The sequence below is a fragment of the Actinacidiphila sp. bgisy160 genome, from assembly GCF_965342435.1.
In the GTDB taxonomy this organism is placed as follows: Bacteria; Actinomycetota; Actinomycetes; order Streptomycetales; family Streptomycetaceae; genus Actinacidiphila.
The window spans coordinates 393,278-409,003 of record NZ_CBDRCM010000001.1; the positions used below are offsets into that span (position 1 = coordinate 393,278).

Below are 15,726 nucleotides of genomic sequence, written 5' to 3' on the forward strand. Positions count from 1 at the left end.
GTGCCTCAGTGCCGCAGCGCCCGTTCCACCTGGGCCTTGACCGTGCCCGTCAGGTCGCGGTTGCTGCGTACCGTGGCCTCGCCGGACTTCTGCGGGGCCACGTCGGCGACGTTGACCACGGCGGCGTCGAGGAGGTTCCCGCTCGTGTCGCGGAAGGTCACCTCGACGGTGTACGTGGCCTGCTTGTCGCTGCTGTTGGTGGCCGTGACCTTGGTGGTGGCCTTGCCGCCCTCCACCGTCACGGGGTCGAGCCTGACGTCGTCCTTCGCGTTGACGCCGTTCTTGATCTTCGCCAGCTGGGACTGTGCGGCGGCGGTCGCCGAGGCGACGGCCTCCGCGCCCTGGGACACCAGCGAGGACGCGGCGGACGCGGCCTTCGACGCCTTCTCGGCGGGGGTGCCCTCGTTGTCCGAGCAGGCGCTCGCGGCGAGCGCGGTGGCGGACAGCACGACCGCCGCGCACACCGCACGGCCCCGGTACGGCCTCGTCATTCCCTACCTCCACAGTTCCATGCGCCTCAAATGGCACATAACTCACAATACGGATTAAATTGCCGTGTCGCGTGGCGAAGGAGAGGCGGCGGTGGCATGGCGGATCCGACGCCGCCCGAGGGGCGTGACGCTCTCGGCGAGCTGCGCGCCCGGCTGTCGGCACTGGAGGCGCGGGAGACCGTTCGCGCGGGCGCCGGAGCGCAGGTCCCGCCGTCTCACCGGCGACGGCCCGTGCGGGCCTTCTTCTCCGCCCTGTTCATCGTCGTGGCCTGCGTCCTCGTGCCGCTGAGCGCGCTGGCCGTCTGGGCCGACTCCGAGGTCGGCGACACCGACCGCTACGTCGCCACCGTGGCACCCCTGGCGAGCGACCCCGCCGTCCAGAACGCCGCCGCCGACCGGATCACGTCCGTGGTGATGCAGCACATCGACGTGAAGAGCCTGCTCGACGAGGTCGCCCCGCAGGACCGCCCCCTCCTGGACCAACTGCTGGGCCGCGTCTCCGTCCCGCTGACCAGCGGCATCGAGAGCCTGGTGCACTCGACGGCGGAGAGGGTCGTGCGCAGCGACGCCTTCGAGACCCTGTGGATCGATGCCAACCGCAGGATCCACGACTCGTTGGACAAGGCGCTGACCGGCCAGGGAGGCGGCGCGGTCAAGCTCACCGACGACACCGTCGCCATCGACCTCGCGCCCGTCATCGACCGGGTCAGGCAGCGGCTGGTCGAGGCGGGCCTGACCATCGCCGCGAAGATCCCCGAGATCCACACGGACTTCACCGTCGTCCGCTCCGAGAAGGTCGGCAAGATCAGGACCGCCTTGCGGCTCCTGCAGCTCGCCGGGCTCTGGCTGCCGATCGTCACCGTCGTCCTCGCGGCCGCAGGGGTCCTGCTCGCCGTCCGCCGGCGACGCGCCCTGGTCGCCGCCGCGCTGGGCTTCGCCGCCGCCGCCCTCGTGCTGGGCGCGGCGCTGACCGTCTTCCGGGCGATCTATCTCGACGCGCTGCCCGCGAGCGTCGACCAGCAGGCGGCCGGAACGGTCTACGACACCCTGATCCGTTTCCTGCGCGGGACCGTCCGCGCGGTGTTCGTGCTCGGCGTCGTCGTCGCGCTCGGCACCTGGCTGAGCGGGCCCGGCCGGTACGCCCGCAGGACCCGCGGGGTGTGGGAGTCCGTACTGGGCGGCGCGGGCGACGCGGCGCACCGGGCCGGGATGCGGACCGGTCCCGTCGGCCCCTGGCTCGTGCGCCACAAGCTCCTGGTCGGCTGGATCGTCGTCGCGGCCGCGGCCCTCACGCTCGCCTTCTGGTCCTACCCGACCGGCTGGGTCGTCCTCGGGCTGGCCCTCGCCGTCGTCTTCGTCCTCGCCGCCGTGGAGTTCCTGGCCCGGCCCGACTGACCGCTCACCCGATCGGCCGCCCCGCGCTGCGCCGGAAGGACCGCCGCCCGAGGCTGACGGCAGAGCCCGCCGGCGGAGGAGACCAGCCATGAGCCAGACGCAGCCGGCGGGCGGGCGATGACCTTCGGACTGGCTCGCCGCCAGGTGCGGCCCAGGGTGCCGCTGCGGCACGGCGAGGGGGATCGCTCCCTGCTCACCAGCGCGCAGGGGCTGGCCGCGCTGTCGCTGGACGCCCTCAGCTCGGTGGCGTACGGCCCCGAGGCCATCGTCGTCGTGCTGATCGCCGCCGGGACCGCGGCCCTTACCGCGACGCTGCCCGTCATGCTGGTCATCGCGGGGCTGCTGGTCGTCCTGGTCATCTCGTACGGGCAGGTCATCGCGGTGCATCCGGACGGCGGCGGATCCTACGCCGTGGCCAAGAAGGACCTCGGCATGCGGGTGAGCCTGCTGGCGGCGGCCAGTCTGGTCGTCGACTACGTGCTCACCGTCGCCGTCAGCCTGGCCGCCGGCGCCGCCAGCCTCGCCTCGGCGTTCCCCTCGCTCACCCCGTACCTGCTGGAGATCTGCCTCGGCGGGCTGGCCCTGCTCACGGTGGTGAACCTGCGGGGCGTCGCCGACAGCGCCCGGGTGCTGATGCTGCCCGCGGTTCTGTTCGCCCTGTGCATCGGCGGGATCGTCGTCCTCGGCCTGCTGCGGTCCCACCCCGTGGCCGTCGTCGGCAGCGCGCAGCCCGTCCACGCCACCGAGGCGCTGAGCGTGCTGCTGGTCCTGAAGGCCTTCTCCTCCGGCTGTTCCGCCCTGACCGGGGTGGAGGCCATCGCCAACTCCGTGCCCTCCTTCCGGCCGCCCAAGGTACGCCGCGCCCAGCGCACGGAACTGATGCTCGGCGTGCTGCTGGGACTCATGCTGATCGGGCTGGCGTTCCTCATCCGCCGGGACGAGGTCGCCCCGCGCGGCGGCGTGACCCTGCTGGCCCAGCTGACCGCGGGCTCCTTCGGCACGGGATGGCCGTACTACGCCAGCAATCTGCTGGTCACCCTCGTCCTCGGCCTGGCCGCGAACACCAGCTTCGGCGGCCTGCCGGTCCTGATGAGCCTGCTCGCCCGCGACAACCGGCTGCCCCACGTGTTCGGGCTGCGCGCCGAGCGGCCCGTCTACCGCTACGGGGTCGTCGCCCTGGCGCTGGTGGCGGCGCTGCTGCTCGTCGCCGTCGACGCGCGGACGCAACGGCTCATCCCGCTCTACGCCATCGGTGTGTTCACCGGCTTCACCATCAGCCAGACCGGGCTCGTCCGGCACTGGGCGGGGGCACGCCCGCGCGGCTGGGCGAGGCGGGCGGCGCTCAACGGGCTGGGCGCCCTGCTGACCGCGCTGGCCGGGGTGATCCTGGTGACCACCAAGTTCACCGAGGGCGCGTGGATGGTCGTCGTCGTGGTGCCGCTGCTGATGCTGCTCTTCGCCCGCATCGAGCACTACTACGCGGAGGTCGGCAGGGAACTCGCCCTGGGCACCGTCCCCGACCGGCCGCGGCGCACCAACAGCCTGGTCATCGTCCCCCTCGGCGGGGTCAGCCGACTCGCCCGGCACGCGCTGACCGCGGCCATCGCCCTCGGCGACGAGGTCGTCGCTGTCACCGTCGAACCCGACCGGGCCAAGGCGCGCGAACTGCTCGACACGTGGGCCCGCTGGCAGCCGGGCGTCCGCCTCGACGTCATCGAGAGCCCGCACCGCTCCCTGGTGCTGCCGATCCTCTCCTACGTCCGCCGCATGTCGCAGGACGGCCGGCAGATCGCCGTCCTCATCCCCGAGGTCCAGCCGCGCCACGCCCGCTACCGCATCCTGCAGAACCAGCGCGGCATCCTCCTCGCCACGATCCTGCGCTCCCGCACCGACGCCGTCATCTGCCTCCTGCCGTACCGGCTGGACATCTGACGCGACGTGGGGCACCGGCGCGCGGAGCGGGGTGGTGCCCCGGGCGCTGGGGCCGGGGCCGGCGCGGCGACCGGGGCCGTGCGCGCACGCATGCCCCCCGGTCCGCACGGGGCCTCTTCGCGATCGGGTCGTTGCGCCTACCATCGCCGCCGTGAGAACCGATGCGCACACCGGCGGCCGGGTCCTGGTCGCCGACGACGACGCGGCCATACGCAGGTCCCTGCAACGGGGGCTGCGGCTTGACGGCTTCTCGGTGAGCCTGGCCGACGGGGGCAGGACCGCGCTCGCCGCCGTACGCGAGGGGGCGCCGGACGTGGTGGTCCTCGACATCTCCATGCCCGACCTCAGCGGGATCGAGGTGTGCCGCACGCTGCGCGAGGAGGACAACGACGTTCCCGTCCTGATGCTCTCCGCCCTGGACGAGGCGGCCGACCGGGTCGCCGGACTCCAGGCGGGCGGTGACGACTACCTGGTCAAGCCGTTCGCGCTGCAGGAACTGGTGCTGCGCCTGCGGGCGCTGCTGCGCCGCCGTCCCCCCGCCGCGGGCGGGCGGGTGCGCGCCGGGGGCCTGCTGATCGACCCCGCGACGCGCGAGGCCCGGCTGGACGGCGAGCCCCTGGCGCTGACCCGGCGGGAGTTCGAGCTGCTGGAGGTTCTGGCGCGCAACGCCGGTCTGGTGCTCACCCGTGACCAACTGCTGGACCGGGTCTGGGGCTACGACTTCGACGTGCGCACGGACGCCGTGGACACCTTCGTCAGCTACCTGCGGCGCAAGATGGAGGCGGGCGGCCGGCCGCGGATCCTGCACACGGTGCGCGGCGTCGGCTTCGTGCTGCGGGACGACCGGGACGACCTCTCGTGAGGCTGTCCACGCGGGTCGCGCTCGCCGTGGGCGTCGTCGTCCCGCTGCTCGTCCTGGCCTCCGGCGCGCTGCTGATCCGGCTGGTCGCCGCCGATCTGCACGCCCAGCAGGACGCCCATCTGCGGGAGCGCGCCACGGCCGTCGCGCCGGACGCCATGGCCCTGCTGCGGGCCACCGCAGCGGACCGCCCGGCGGCCGAACAGGCGCGTACCCGAAGGCTGTTCAGCTCCGCGCTGGATGTGGGCATCCGGCTGACCGGTCCCGGGGGCACGGTGTCCGGCGGCCCTCAGCCGGACGCGTCCGCGGCGCTGCCCGCCCGCGCGCCCTCACCGGTCACGATCCGGGCCGGCGGCACCCGCTGGCGCGTGCTGTCGGTGCCGGTGAACGGCGCCCGCAAGGGTGTCCGGGGCACGCTGTGGCTGTTCTCGCCGGACGCCGCCACGAAGACCCAGGTGCAGCAGGTGCGCCGCCGCGTGGTGACGGTGGCGCTGCTGGCCGCCCCCGTGTCCGGGCTGCTGGCCTGGGCCGCGGCGGGCCGTGCCGCCCGTCCGCTGCGCCGGCTCCAGCAGCGCGCGAGCGGCCTGGACCCGCGCGTCAGCGCCGTACGCCTGGACCACACCCCGGCCCGGATCACCGAGGTCGACGACCTGGCGCACACCCTCCAGACCGTGCTCGCCCGCTACGACGAGCAGGCCGCCAGGACCGGCGAGGCGCTCGCCACCGCCCGGTCGTTCGCCGCGGTCGCCTCCCACGAGCTGCGCAACCCGCTGATGAGCATGGGCACCAACCTCGACATCCTCGCCGGTCACCCCGGCCTGCCGGACGCCGAACGCCACGAGGTCGTGGAGGACCTGCGCGCCGAGCACGCCCGCGTGCTGGGACTGCTGGTCATGCTGCGCGTCCTCGCCCAGGGCGACCTCGTCGAGGAGGACGCCTTCGGCCCGGTCGACGCGGCCGAGCTCGTCGACGCCTCCGCCGCCGACCTGAGGCGCCGCCACCCCGGGGCGCGGGTCGAGGTGACGGCCGTGCCCGGGCTCCTCGTCCACGGCTGGGAGCAGGGGCTGCGCTCGATGACGGACAACCTGCTGGCCAACGCCGCCGTCCACGGCCGCGCCCCGGGAGGGCGACCGGACATCGAGGTGGCACTGCGGCGCAGCCGCGACGAGCGCGCCCCGTCCGCCGTCCTCACCGTCGACGACCACGGTCCCGGCATCCCGCCCGGGGCGCGGGCGGCCGTCTTCGCCCGCTTCCACCGGCGTGCGGACAGCCCCGGCTCGGGGCTCGGACTGACCCTGGTCGCCCAGCAGATCGCGCTGCACCGCGGGACGATCGCCGTGCTGGACCGGGCCGACGGCGCGCCGGGCACCCGCTTCGAGGTGCGTCTGCCGCTCAGCGGCGTCCGCGACGGCGAGCAGCCGACGCTGCCGCTGCCGCGCCGGGACTGGCTGTCCGGGCGGGCCGGGGAGCCACAGGATTTCCACAAAGACGCTCCCTAACGTCCGTCGCGAAGGCGCTCCGCGCTTCCGATCCGAAGGAGGACGTCATGCGACGCCGTACCACCGTGGTGGCCGTGGCCACCGTCGTCACCCTGCTGGGCCTCGCCGGCCCGGCCACCGCCGACGGCGCAGGCACCCCGTCCCCGGCCGCCACGCCCGCCGGGGACGGCGCCAAGGGCCTGTGCAAGCGCGCCGGGAAGATCGACGCCCGCATCGACCGGGCGCTGAAGCGGCTGAACGGGCCGGCCGCGCGGCGCGGTTCGATCGAGCGGCTGGAGAAGCGGGTCGCAGGCGCCAGGGCCGCCGGGCACGACGAGATCGAGACGTACCTCGACGACCGGCTGGCCTTCCGCAAGTCCCTGGTGCCGACCCTGGAGAAGCGCCGCACCGACCTGGCGCGGGTCCGCGACTGGTGCGCCTCCCACGGCAACGGCGCCGCCTCGTGACCCGCCGCGTCGCGGCACTGGCCGTGGCCGTGGCGGCGTGCGCGGGAGTGCTGACCGCCTGCGGACCGTCCGGCGGCTCCGCGTCCGCCCCGTCCGCCCCGGCGGCCGAGGCGCCGCCGGCACCCGCGGCGCCCTCGGAGTTCACCCGCATCGTCGACGACGCGGAGAGTGCCGCCGCCGCGGCGGACACCGACGCGGCGCGCGGAGACGGCTGATCAGGCCGGGTCGAACAGGGCGCTGACCGACTCGCCGTTGTGGATCCGCCGCACGGCCTCGGCCAGCGCTGGCGCCACGGACAGCACGGTCAGCTTGTCCGTGTGCTGCGCCTCCGGGACGGGCACGGTGTTGGTGCACACGATCTCCAGCACTTCCGGCTGCTCCGAAAGGCGCTTGAGGGCGCCCGCCGCGAACAGGCCGTGCGTGCAGGCGACGCGGACCGAACGGGCGCCGAGCTCGCGCAGCCGGTCCAGCAGTTCCAGGACCGTGCTGCCCTTGGCGATCTCGTCGTCCAGGACGATCACGTCCCGCCCGGCGACATCGCCGATCACGGAGCCGATGCTGACCCGGTCGTCGGCGAAGCGCTGCTTGGCCCCGGCCGCGACCTGCACCCCCAGCATCCGGGCGAAGGCGGCCGCCTCCTTGGCATTGCCCAGGTCCGGGGAGACGACGGTGGTGCGGGACAGGTCGTTGCCCCGGAAGTGCCCGGCCAGTTCGCGCAGCGCGTGCAGGTGGTCGACGGGGACGCTGAAGAAGCCGTGCACCTGCGGGGAGTGCAGGGTCATGGTGAGCACCCGGCTCGCGCCCGCCGCGACCAGCAGGTCTGCGACCAGACGCCCCCCGATCGAGATGCGGGGGGCGTCCTTCTTGTCGGAGCGCGCGTAGGCGTAGTGCGGCATGACGACGGTGATCCGGCCCGCGGAGGCGCCGCGCGCGGCGTCGCACATCAACAGCAGCTCCACCAGGTGCTCCTGGACCGGTGCCACCAGCGGCTGGATCAAGAAGACGTCCCGTTCCCGGCAGTTGGCCTGCAACTGCACTTCCAGGCAGTCGTTGGCGAAGCGGCTGACGCGTGCCGGGCTGAGCGTCACGCCCAGATGGGCGCAGAGCTCGGCCGCGAGTCGGGGGTGGGCACTGCCGCTGAAGACCGCGATGTCACGCACGGGGGCATCCTAAGGTCGGTCCCCGTCGAGTCGACGGCGGACGGCGGACGGCGGACGGCGGCCGTGCCCGTCCGCGGAGGCCCGGGCCCGTGGTCCACCTGGCCCGTCACGTAGAGTGCGGCTGCTGTGCCCGACCGTTTCCGCCGACTTCCGAGGTGACCGTGATGGACGACGACGCGTCCGCCCCCGTGGCCGTCGTCGGGATCGGCGCCGACGGCTGGGCCGGTCTGCCCGCGGCGTCGCGGGAGGCGCTCACCGGCGCCGGGGTCGTCATCGGCGGCCCGCGCCAGCTGGAACTGCTGCCCCCGGAGGTCACCGCCGAGCGGGTCGCCTGGCCGTCGCCGCTGCGCCCGGCCGTGCCGAGGCTGATCGCCGCCCACGCCGGGCGGCGGATCGCCGTTCTGGCCAGCGGAGACCCCATGTTCCACGGCATCGGGCGGACCCTCACCGAGGTGCTCGGCACGGACCGGCTGCGGGTGTTCCCGCATCCCTCGTCCGTGTCGTACGCCTGCGCACGGCTGGGCTGGGCGGTGGAGGACACCGACGTCGTGAGCCTGGTCGGGCGCCCGCTGCCCGCGCTGGCGGGCGCGCTGCACGACGGGCGCCGGGTGCTGGTGCTGAGCCGGGACGCGGACACCCCTGCCGCGGTGGCCGGGCTGCTGCGTGAACGGGGCTTCGGCGCCAGCCGGTTGCGGGTGCTGGAGCAGCTGGGCTCGACGCGGGAACGGATCCTGGACGGTACGGCGGATGCCTGGCCGCATCCGCCCGGCGATCCGCTGAACGTCGCCGCGGTGGAGTGCGCCGCGGCGTCGGCCGCGACGCGGCTGGGGCTCGTCCCGGGGCTGCCGGACGCCGCGTACGAGCACGACGGGCAGCTCACCAAGCGCCACGTGCGGGCCGCGACGCTGGCCGCGCTGGCGCCCGTGCCCGGTGAGCTGCTGTGGGACGTCGGCGGCGGCTCGGGCTCGATCGCCGTCGAATGGATGCGGGCGCACCGCGCCTGCCGGGCGGTCACCGTGGAGCGCGACCCCGTCCGCGCCGAGCGCATCATCCGGAACGCGGCCGCGCTCGGCGTCCCATCGCTGCGGGTGGTGACCGGCGCGGCCCCGGCGGCGCTGGACGGACTGCCCGTCCCCGACGCCGTCTTCGTCGGCGGCGGGCTCACCGCGCCCGGCCTCCTGGAGGCCTGCTGGACGGCGCTGCGGCCGGGCGGGCGGCTGGTCGCCAACACCGTGACGCTGGAGTCCGAGGCCCTGCTCGCCCGGTGGTACGCGACGCACGGGGGCGAACTCGTCCGGCTCGCAGTCGCGCACGCCGCCCCGGTCGGCGGCTTCACGGGCTGGCGCCAGGCCATGCCCGTCACCCAGTGGTCCGCCGTCAAACCCGCGGGAGCGCAGCCATGACCGTCCACTTCATCGGCGCCGGACCCGGCGCCGCCGACCTGATCACCCTGCGCGGGCAGCGGGTCCTGGCCCGCAGCAAGGTCTGCCTGTACGCGGGCAGCCTCGTCCCCCGCGAACTCCTCGAGCAGTGCCCGCCGGACGCCCGGCTGGTCGACACTGCTCAGCTGACGCTCGATCAGATCACCGAGGAACTGGTCCGGGCCCATGAGGAGGGCCACGACGTGGCCCGGCTGCACTCGGGCGACCCGTCCGTGTTCAGCGCCGTCGCCGAGCAGATGCGCCGCCTCGACGCGGCCGGCGTCCCGTACGAGGTCGTCCCCGGCGTCCCCGCGTTCGCAGCGGCGGCCGCGGCCCTCAAGCGGGAACTGACCGTGCCGACCGTCGGCCAGACCGTCATCCTCACCCGGATCGCGCAGCAGGCCACACCCATGCCGGAAGGCGAGGACCTGGCGACCCTGGGCCGCAGCGGCGCGCTGATGGTGCTGCACCTGGCGGCCCGCTACATCGACCGCGTGGTGGCCGAACTCACCCCGCACTACGGGGCGGACTGCCCGGCGGCCGTCGTCGCGATGGCCTCGCGCCCCGACGAGCTGGTGCTGCGCGGGACGCTCGAGGACATCGCGGAGCAGGTGAAGGCGGCCGGTGTGGTCCGTACGGCGGTCATCATCGTCGGCCGCACGCTGGGCGCGGAGCAGTTCCGCGACAGCCACCTGTACTCCGCCGAGCGCGTCCACCGCCACGCGGCCGACTGCGGCGCACCCTCCTAGGCGCGGGGCGGGGCCGGTGGGCTGGTGGTGGTGCCGGTGGGCGGCCGGCTTTCCCGCCGTCTCGCGCCTTCGGCGCGAAGCGGCGAGCCCGATCCGGCGCCGCACCGACCACGCCCCGCCCGCGGGGCGCCTCAGCCCGCGCGGCCGACGATGGTGCCGTCACGGTCGATGCAGAGGACGTCGACCGTGACGGGCGCCTCGCGCAGCACGCCCATGGCGGTGCGGCGGGCGGCCTCGGCGACGAGGTCGCCGAGAGGGACGCCGTGGGCGAGGCACGACTGGACGGCCTGGAGGCCCGTGTTGGCGGTGGCGACGGTCTCGGCCAGGGCCTCGTCGGCGCCGCCGCGCCGGGCCAGGTCCGCGAGGAAGGCCTTGTCGACCTGGGAGCGGGAGGAGTGCAGGTCGAGGTGGCCGGCGGCCAGCTTGGAGAGCTTGGCGAAGCCGCCCGCGACGGTGAGCCGCGGCACCGGGTGGCGGCGCAGGTACTTCAGCACGGCACCCGCGAAGTCCCCCATGTCCAGCAGCGCGTCCTCGGGCAGGCCGTGCACGGCGACGGCCACCTTCTCCGACGTCGCCCCCGTGCAGCCCGCGACGTGTGTCCGTCCGGCCGCACGTGCCACGTCCACCCCGCGCCGGATGCTGTCGATCCAGGCGGAGCAGGAGTACGGCACGACGATGCCGGTGGTGCCGAGCACCGACAGACCGCCGAGGATCCCCAGGCGCGGGTTCCAGGTGCGACGCGCCAACTCCGCGCCGCCGTCTATGGAGACGGTGATCTCGGCGTCGCAGGCGGCGCCGTACCGCGCGGCGACCTCCCCGAGGTGGTCGCGCATCATCGTGCGCGGGACGGGGTTCACGGCGGGCTCGCCCACGGCCAGCGGGAGCCCGGGGCGGGTGACCGTGCCGACCCCGGGGCCGGCGCGGAAGACGACCCCGCTGCCGGGGGCGCCGTGGCGCACGGTGGCCCGCACGAGTGCCCCATGGGTGACGTCGGGGTCGTCGCCGGCGTCCTTGACCACGCCGGCCGTGGCCCAGCCTTCGCCGAGCTCCTCGACCGCCAGGGCGAAGGCGGGCCGCTGCCCCTTGGGCAGGGTGATCGTCACCGGGTCGGGGAACCCGCCGCCCAGCAGGGCGGTGTACGCGGCGCTGGCGGCCGCCGTCGCGCAGGCGCCGGTGGTCCAGCCGTGCCGCAGCCCGGTCCGTTCCAGCTGGGCGCTCCGGCCGCCGCTCACGGCGCACCGTAGGGTGCGGGGATGACCGGCAGACAGCGGCACGTCCTCGTCCTGGGCGGCACCACCGAGGGGCGCCGCCTCGCGGAGGCGCTGGTCGCCGACCCGGCGGTGTGGCGGGTCACCAGCTCGCTCGCGGGGCGGGTGGAGCGGCCGCGACTGCCGCCGGGGGAGGTGCGCACCGGCGGTTTCGGCGGCCCCGCGGGGCTCGCGGCATGGCTGCGCGCGCACGCGGTCGACGTGGTCATCGACGCCACCCATCCTTTCGCGGGGACGATGTCCTTCAACGCCGCCGAGGCGGCCTCGGCCACCCATGTTCCCCTGCTCGCGCTGCGCCGCCCCGGCTGGGTCGCCGGTCCCGGCGACCACCGGCACCCGGTGGCCTCGCTGGAGGAGGCGGCCCGGGTGCTGCCAAGGCTGGGACGGCGGGTCTTCCTCACCACGGGCCGTACGGGGCTGGCGGCCTTCGCGGATGTCACGGACCTGTGGTTCCTGGTGCGTTCGGTGGACGCCCCCGGGCCGCCGCACCCGCCGTTGATGGAGGTGCTGCTGGACCGGGGCCCGTTCACCCTGGACGGGGAGCTGGAGCTGCTGCGCCGGCACCGGGTCGACGTGCTGGTCACCAAGGACAGCGGCGGCGCCGCCACCGCGTCCAAGCTGATGGCCGCCCGTGAACTGGGCCTGCCCGTGGTCGTCGTGGAGCGCCCGCCGGTCCCGGGGGGCGTGCCCGTCGTCCCGGACGTACCGGGCGCGCTGGAGTGGCTGCGCGCGCTGCCGGCCTGAGCGGGGCGACCTGACCGCGACCGCCCGGGCCTCAGGCCGGGTACCGCCGGGGCGTCCACACCACCGTGGTGTCGTCGCCGCGCCGTACCGCCCGCGTCTGTGACGAGCCGACGAGCAGCACGCACCGCATGTCGACGGTCGCCGGGTCCAGGTCCTCCAGCGTCGTGACGCGTACGGTCTGCCCGGGTCCGCCGACGTCCCGTGCGACGACCACCGGCGTGCCCGGCACGCGGCCCTCGCGCAGCACCTTCAGCGCGGTCTCCAGCTGCGTCCTGCGGCTGTGGGAGGCCGGGTTGTAGAGCGCGAGCACGAGGTCGGCGGCCGTGGCGGCGCGCAGCCGTTCCTCGACGACCGTCCACGGCTTGAGCCGGTCGGAGAGCGAGACGACCGCGTAGTCGTGGCCGAGGGGTGCGCCCGCGAGTGCCGCCGCCGACTGGGCGGCGGTGATGCCGGGCACGACCCGTACGCGGACGCCGAGGTAGGGCTCGGCGGAGGCGGCCTCCAGCACGGCCGTGGCCATGGCGAAGACGCCCGGGTCGCCGGAGGACACCACGGCGACCTTCCGGCCGCGCCGGGCGAGGTCGAGGGAGAACTCGGCGCGTTCGGCCTCGACGCGGTTGTCGGAGGCGTGCCGCCGCTGCCCGGGGCGGACCGGGACGCGGTCCATGTAGGTGGTGTAGCCGACGAGTTCGTCGGCCTCGGCGAGCGCGGACCTCGCCTCCGGCGTCAGCCACATGGGCCCGGCCGGGCCGAGCCCGACGACCACGACCTCGCCGTCCGCCGGGGACGGGTCCGCGGCGGGCCGCTCGTCGACGCGGCTGGGCAGCACCGCGACGGCGAAGTAGGGCACCGACTCCGGGTCGACGTCGGCCAGCCGCTCCAGGCGTTCGGCGTCCATGGTGGCGCGCTCGACGTAGTGCGCGTCCGCCAGCCGCCCGGCCCTCTCCAGGGCCCGGCGCACGGCGGGGAAGGTGCGGCCGAGCTTCATCACGGCCGCCGCGTCGGCGGTCGCGAGCCGGGCCGCGAGCTCCTCCTCCGGCAGCGTGCCGGGCAGGATCGTCAGGACTTCCTCGCCCTCCACCAGGGGCCGCCCGATGCGGGCGGCGGCGGCGCTGACGGAGGTGACGCCGGGGATCACCTCGGCCGGGTAGCGGTCGGCGAGCCGCTTGTGCATGTGCATGTAGGAGCCGTAGAAGAGCGGGTCGCCCTCCGCGAGTACGGCGACGGTGCGCCCGGCGTCCAGGTGCGCGGCGAGCCGCTCCGCCGACTCGGCGTAGAAGTCGTCCAGCGCGCCCCGGTAGCCGCCCGGGTGGTCGGTGGTCTCCGTCGTGATCGGGTACATCAGCCGCTCCTCGATCTGCTCGGGGCGGATGTGCGCCGCGGCGATGGAGCGGGCGATGCTGCGGCCGTGCCGGGCGCAGTGGTACGCGATGACGTCGGCGGAGCGGATGACGTCCACGGCCCGCACGGTCATCAGGGAGGGGTCGCCGGGGCCGAGGCCCACTCCGTAGAGACGGCCGGTGGTCACAGGATTTCGCTTTCCGTCGCAAGGGCGTTGAGGGCGGCGGCCGCCAGGGCGCTGCCGCCGCGTCGGCCGCGCACCACCAGGTGCTCCAGCCGGGAGGGGTGCGCGGCGAGGGCGTCCTTGGACTCGGCGGCACCGACGAAGCCGACGGGCACGCCGACGACCGCCGCGGGGCGCGGTGCGCCCGCCTCGATCATCTCCAGCAGCCGGAACAGGGAGGTCGGGGCGTTGCCGACGGCGACGACCGCGCCCTCCAGCCGGTCCCGCCACAGCTCCATGGCGGCGGCGCTGCGGGTGGTGCCGAGTTCGGCGGCGAGGGCCGGGACGGCGGGGTCGGAGAGGGTGCAGACGACCTCGTTGTCCGCGGGCAGCCGCTTGCGGGTGACGCCGCTGGCGACCATCTGCACGTCGCAGAGGATCGGCGCCCCGGCGCGCAGCGCGGCGCGCGCGTCCGCGACCACGGACGGGCTGTAGGCCAGGTCCCTGACGAGATCGGTCATGCCGCAGGCGTGGATCATGCGGACGGCGACCTGCGCCACGTCCGGCGGCAGGCCGTCCAGTTCCGCTTCGGCCCGGATGATGGCAAAGGACTGACGGTAGATCTCCGGTCCGTCCTTCTCGTACTCGATCACGTCGTCCTCGAAGGTGGTGGGGTACTGGTGCGGCGGGCGGTGTCCAGGGCGGCGGGCAGGTCAGTGGCGGTGGCGGCGGTGGCGGCGGTGGCGGCGGTGACGCCGCGGACGGCACCGGCCACGGCGACGCGGTAGCGGCCGTCGGCTCCGGCGACCACGTCGACCCACGAGCCGTCCGGGTGGCCGCAGCGGCGTTCGCAGCCGGAGAAGTGCACGGGAAGCAGGCGGTGTCCGGGCTCGGGGGCGGCCTCGCGCAGCGCGGCACGGGCGTCGGTACGCACGTCGGCCAGCGACTTGGCGCACCCCGGGCGTCCCGCGCAGGCGGTCACGCCGCGCCACGGGGAGTCCTCGCCGGTCAGGAACCCGGCCGCGGTGAGGCCCTCCGTCGCCTCCTGCGCGGTGGAGGGCGGCAGCCCCGGCAGGACGACGCCGCGCCAGGGGGTGACGCGCAGTTCGCCGGCGCCGGACCCGGCGACCCGCGCGAGAAGCCGCCACGCCCTGGTGGTGAGGCGGCCCAGGCGTACGCCGGCGGACAGCGCGCAGGTGGTCCCGTCCGGGTGCCGGACGAGGCCGGGCAGGGGCGGGCCGCCCGCGGTGTCGGGCACGGTGTCGTCCGCCGCTGGGCCGGACGCGGCGGGCGGAGCCCCCGCCGCGCGCAGCCGCGCGGCGGTTTCCGTCCCGGCGGGGTCGACGTCCGCGATCCGCCAGGCACGGGCGCCGCGTTCGGCGGCGAGCGTGAGGAAGCCCTCCGCGGCACGCACCGCCCAACGCGGCGCGTCGCCGGCCGGCACCTGGGCGACGGGCCGCCCGGCGAGGCGGAGTTCGGCCGCGGCGGCGTCGGGCCGCGCGATCAATGCCACATCGCCGCCGAGCGCTGCGGTGTCACCGCGGCCGTCGTCGAGGGCGAAGAGGAACCGTCCGGACAGTCCGGCTGCGGCCGCGCTCGCGCACAGCAGGGCGTCCAACTCCCGTATCCAGCCCCGCAGGTCACCGTGGCTGCGGCCGTCGAGCCCGGCGAGCGGCGAGGCGACGACGTTGCGGGCCCGTTCATGGGCCCATGAGGGCAGCAGTCCCGCCCGGCCGAGCAGCGCCGCGAGCTCCGTTCCGGCGCCGGGGTCGCGCAGCCCGCGCAGCTGAAGGTTCCCGCGGGAGGTGAGGTCGATGCGGCCGTCGCCGAGACGGTCCGCGGCGACCGCCACCGCCTCTGCCTGACGGACCGTCAGCAGTCCACCGGGGATGCGGATCCGGGCCAGTGCGCCGTCGTCCGCGGTGTGCAGCCGCAGCGCGCCGGGGCAGGCGTCGTCGCGTGCGCGCCCCGCTGTCGCTGCGGCGAAGGCGCCGCTCACGGGGGGATCGGAGGGCGACGGCATGGCCGCGAGCATACCCGCGGGTACTCCGGAGGCGTACGGGCCGCGGGGCCCCCAACGGCAGGCCCAGCCCTTAACATGCTGCGCGGGCAGGTCACCAGCCGCGCCCGACGCCATCGACGGCATCAGCGGAGGAAACCGGTGCGATTCCGGTGCGGTCCCGCCACTGTCACCGGGGCCGGCGCGCGAACGCCGGGCCTCGGGAGCCAGGAACTCCCGCCGTCCTCCACCGGCCCGG

The 15,726-nt window shown here is 75.4% G+C and carries 15 protein-coding genes and 1 riboswitch; of the genes, 9 read left to right on the plus strand and 6 right to left on the minus strand.

Going from position 1 to position 15,726, the window contains the following annotated elements:
* Positions 1 to 5: 5 nt before the first annotated feature.
* Positions 6 to 491, minus strand: coding sequence for a hypothetical protein (locus ACRWNP_RS01890; protein ID WP_431959073.1), 486 nt, complete (start codon positions 489 to 491; stop codon positions 6 to 8).
* A gap of 96 nt (positions 492 to 587) precedes the next feature.
* On the opposite strand from ACRWNP_RS01890, the gene ACRWNP_RS01895 reads away from it, so the two are divergent.
* From ACRWNP_RS01895 to ACRWNP_RS01920, 6 genes are all read left to right on the plus strand, one after another.
* A complete protein-coding gene (locus tag ACRWNP_RS01895) occupies positions 588 to 1,886 on the plus strand; it encodes a hypothetical protein (protein WP_431959074.1) in 1,299 nt (432 codons plus the stop codon).
* Positions 1,887 to 2,003: 117 nt separating this feature from the next.
* The gene (locus tag ACRWNP_RS01900; protein ID WP_431959075.1) at positions 2,004 to 3,818 is read left to right on the plus strand and encodes an APC family permease; all 1,815 of its coding nucleotides are present in this window, start codon (positions 2,004 to 2,006) and stop codon (positions 3,816 to 3,818) included.
* 151 nt (positions 3,819 to 3,969) lie between these two features.
* On the plus strand, positions 3,970 to 4,680 hold the full coding sequence (locus ACRWNP_RS01905) for a response regulator transcription factor (protein WP_431959076.1): 711 nt from the start codon (positions 3,970 to 3,972) through the stop codon (positions 4,678 to 4,680).
* Complete coding sequence (locus ACRWNP_RS01910; protein WP_431959077.1) at positions 4,677 to 6,176, plus strand: sensor histidine kinase; 1,500 nt, start codon at positions 4,677 to 4,679, stop codon at positions 6,174 to 6,176. The genes ACRWNP_RS01905 and ACRWNP_RS01910 overlap by 4 nt, the downstream gene beginning before the upstream one ends.
* A 47-nt stretch (positions 6,177 to 6,223) precedes the next feature.
* Entirely contained in the window at positions 6,224 to 6,622 is a 399-nt protein-coding gene (locus ACRWNP_RS01915) for a hypothetical protein (RefSeq protein ID WP_431959078.1), read from the plus strand.
* Complete coding sequence (locus ACRWNP_RS01920) at positions 6,619 to 6,837, plus strand: hypothetical protein (protein WP_431959079.1); 219 nt, start codon at positions 6,619 to 6,621, stop codon at positions 6,835 to 6,837. Before ACRWNP_RS01915 ends, ACRWNP_RS01920 begins: the two co-directional genes overlap by 4 nt.
* Here the strand turns inward: ACRWNP_RS01920 and ACRWNP_RS01925 are convergent, their stop codons facing one another.
* On the minus strand, positions 6,838 to 7,782 hold the full coding sequence (locus ACRWNP_RS01925; protein WP_431959080.1) for a ribose-phosphate diphosphokinase: 945 nt from the start codon (positions 7,780 to 7,782) through the stop codon (positions 6,838 to 6,840).
* A 164-nt stretch (positions 7,783 to 7,946) separates the two neighbouring features.
* Here ACRWNP_RS01925 and cbiE point away from each other — a divergent pair, with 164 nt between their 5' ends.
* Positions 7,947 to 9,185 carry a precorrin-6y C5,15-methyltransferase (decarboxylating) subunit CbiE gene (cbiE, locus tag ACRWNP_RS01930; RefSeq protein WP_431959081.1) on the plus strand — a complete coding sequence of 413 codons (1,239 nt, stop codon included), beginning with the start codon at positions 7,947 to 7,949 and terminating at the stop codon, positions 9,183 to 9,185.
* Positions 9,182 to 9,952, plus strand: coding sequence for a precorrin-4 C(11)-methyltransferase (gene cobM / locus ACRWNP_RS01935; RefSeq protein ID WP_431959082.1), 771 nt, complete (start codon positions 9,182 to 9,184; stop codon positions 9,950 to 9,952). The genes cbiE and cobM overlap by 4 nt, the downstream gene beginning before the upstream one ends.
* A gap of 131 nt (positions 9,953 to 10,083) precedes the next feature.
* Here cobM and ACRWNP_RS01940 read toward each other — a convergent pair whose 3' ends face one another.
* Entirely contained in the window at positions 10,084 to 11,226 is a 1,143-nt protein-coding gene (locus tag ACRWNP_RS01940) for a cobalt-precorrin-5B (C(1))-methyltransferase (protein ID WP_431959083.1), read from the minus strand.
* Here ACRWNP_RS01940 and ACRWNP_RS01945 point away from each other — a divergent pair.
* On the plus strand, positions 11,206 to 11,964 hold the full coding sequence (locus ACRWNP_RS01945; protein WP_431959084.1) for a cobalt-precorrin-6A reductase: 759 nt from the start codon (positions 11,206 to 11,208) through the stop codon (positions 11,962 to 11,964). The two genes, ACRWNP_RS01940 and ACRWNP_RS01945, sit on opposite strands and share 21 nt — an antisense overlap.
* A 31-nt stretch (positions 11,965 to 11,995) precedes the next feature.
* On the opposite strand, the gene ACRWNP_RS01950 is transcribed toward ACRWNP_RS01945, so the two are convergent.
* From ACRWNP_RS01950 to cobG, 3 genes are read right to left on the minus strand one after another with little or no spacing between them, the layout of a single operon-like run.
* Positions 11,996 to 13,438 carry a precorrin-2 C(20)-methyltransferase gene (locus ACRWNP_RS01950; protein WP_431959229.1) on the minus strand — a complete coding sequence of 481 codons (1,443 nt, stop codon included), beginning with the start codon at positions 13,436 to 13,438 and terminating at the stop codon, positions 11,996 to 11,998.
* Positions 13,439 to 13,488: 50 nt separating this feature from the next.
* On the minus strand, positions 13,489 to 14,121 hold the full coding sequence (locus tag ACRWNP_RS01955; RefSeq protein WP_431959085.1) for a precorrin-8X methylmutase: 633 nt from the start codon (positions 14,119 to 14,121) through the stop codon (positions 13,489 to 13,491).
* The gene (gene cobG / locus ACRWNP_RS01960) at positions 14,118 to 15,491 is read right to left on the minus strand and encodes a precorrin-3B synthase (RefSeq protein ID WP_431959086.1); all 1,374 of its coding nucleotides are present in this window, start codon (positions 15,489 to 15,491) and stop codon (positions 14,118 to 14,120) included. Before cobG ends, ACRWNP_RS01955 begins: the two co-directional genes overlap by 4 nt.
* 128 nt (positions 15,492 to 15,619) lie before the next feature.
* Positions 15,620 to 15,704: riboswitch (cobalamin riboswitch) on the plus strand.
* Positions 15,705 to 15,726 lie beyond the last annotated feature (22 nt).

Excerpts from the sequence above, each read along its gene's own strand:
- ACRWNP_RS01890 (WP_431959073.1), bottom strand. The coding sequence starts at position 491 with ATGACGAGGCCGTACCGGGGCCGTGCGGTGTGCGCGGCGGTCGTGCTG.
- ACRWNP_RS01895 (WP_431959074.1), top strand. The coding sequence starts at position 588 with ATGGCGGATCCGACGCCGCCCGAGGGGCGTGACGCTCTCGGCGAGCTG.
- ACRWNP_RS01900 (WP_431959075.1), top strand. The coding sequence starts at position 2,004 with ATGACCTTCGGACTGGCTCGCCGCCAGGTGCGGCCCAGGGTGCCGCTG.
- ACRWNP_RS01915 (WP_431959078.1), top strand. The coding sequence starts at position 6,224 with ATGCGACGCCGTACCACCGTGGTGGCCGTGGCCACCGTCGTCACCCTG.
- cbiE (WP_431959081.1), top strand. The coding sequence starts at position 7,947 with ATGGACGACGACGCGTCCGCCCCCGTGGCCGTCGTCGGGATCGGCGCC.
- cobM (WP_431959082.1), top strand. The coding sequence starts at position 9,182 with ATGACCGTCCACTTCATCGGCGCCGGACCCGGCGCCGCCGACCTGATC.
- ACRWNP_RS01945 (WP_431959084.1), top strand. The coding sequence starts at position 11,206 with ATGACCGGCAGACAGCGGCACGTCCTCGTCCTGGGCGGCACCACCGAG.
- ACRWNP_RS01950 (WP_431959229.1), bottom strand. The coding sequence starts at position 13,438 with ATGACCGTGCGGGCCGTGGACGTCATCCGCTCCGCCGACGTCATCGCG.
- cobG (WP_431959086.1), bottom strand. The coding sequence starts at position 15,491 with ATGCCGTCGCCCTCCGATCCCCCCGTGAGCGGCGCCTTCGCCGCAGCG.